1 protein-coding gene is annotated in these 1,017 nt (G+C 43.2%); it reads left to right on the top strand.

The features are described 5' to 3' along the window. Positions 1-1,017: phage tail spike protein (locus ACFUTU_RS21475; RefSeq protein ID WP_377967984.1), on the top strand; the 1,017-nt coding region annotated here is incomplete at both ends.

The raw sequence follows: 1,017 nt of genomic DNA, 5'->3' as shown, positions 1-1,017 counted from the left end.
CTTTACTGTCACTTTTGACGAGGAAAGCAATAAAATTATTGAACGAGTTGTCAACATCCTGCCACGACGCGGGCAAGATGAGGGTGATCGTTTCGAGACTGGATATAACATTGAAAGCATTCATGTTACAGACATGGCTTATCCGGTTTCTGCTATGTATGGATGGGGCGGCAGCGTAGAAACAGAGAACGGAGGGCATTCTCGTTATATTGATTTTGCCGATGTGGTTTGGAGTAAAGCTGCTGGCGATCCCGCAGACAAACCGAGGGGGCAAATGTGGGTAGAGCTTCCTGGAGCAATAGAGAAGTATGGATATAAAAAGTCAGACGGAACGTTCATTAACTCTTTCGGCCAGTGGCAGGATGAAAACATACTTGATCCGAAAGAGCTATTACAAAAAACATTTGAATATCTCAAAAATATAGCTTCAGTTCCCCAACGCCTATATGAATTAACTGTCATTCCTACTGATCATGTTTCGCTAGGAGACACCAGGACGGCCATAGATCGGAAACGGGCTGACCCTATAGAAGTTCAATCCCGCATTATTGCTTTAGAATATGACATAATAGCCCCTCACATAAAACAAGTAGAAATGGGCCAATTCCTAGAAGTTTATCAAACAGATAAGCGACTAGATGAAATAGAGGACAAAATAAATAATATTGACCGCAGCGTGACTGTTACCGATGGGAATTTTCCTGACATTAAGCCTCCTGTACCGTCTAATGTTTCTGTTCAAGGTCTTTTCTCAAGCGTTTCTCTAGCATGGGACTTTGATTCTTCTTCATATATTGCGGCTTATGAGGTTTACGGCTCTAAAGTACAAGGTTTCACACCTTCTCTTTCCACTAGATTATGGCGAGGGAAAGAGGGCGGATGGGTTCATGATACAGCCGGTGTAGATAACGTTTGGTACTATCGCATAAGAGCGGTGAACTATCATGACACGCCAAGCGACTATACAGCAGAATTTTCAGCGCTAACGGTGCGAATTGGCACAAACCATATTGACTG

Source organism: Arthrobacter sp. NPDC057388 (genome assembly GCF_042668165.1).
Taxonomy (GTDB): Bacteria; Actinomycetota; Actinomycetes; order Actinomycetales; family Micrococcaceae; genus Arthrobacter.
The sequence above is the reverse complement of the archived record's forward strand: the minus strand, read 5'-3'. Positions and strand labels throughout refer to the sequence as shown.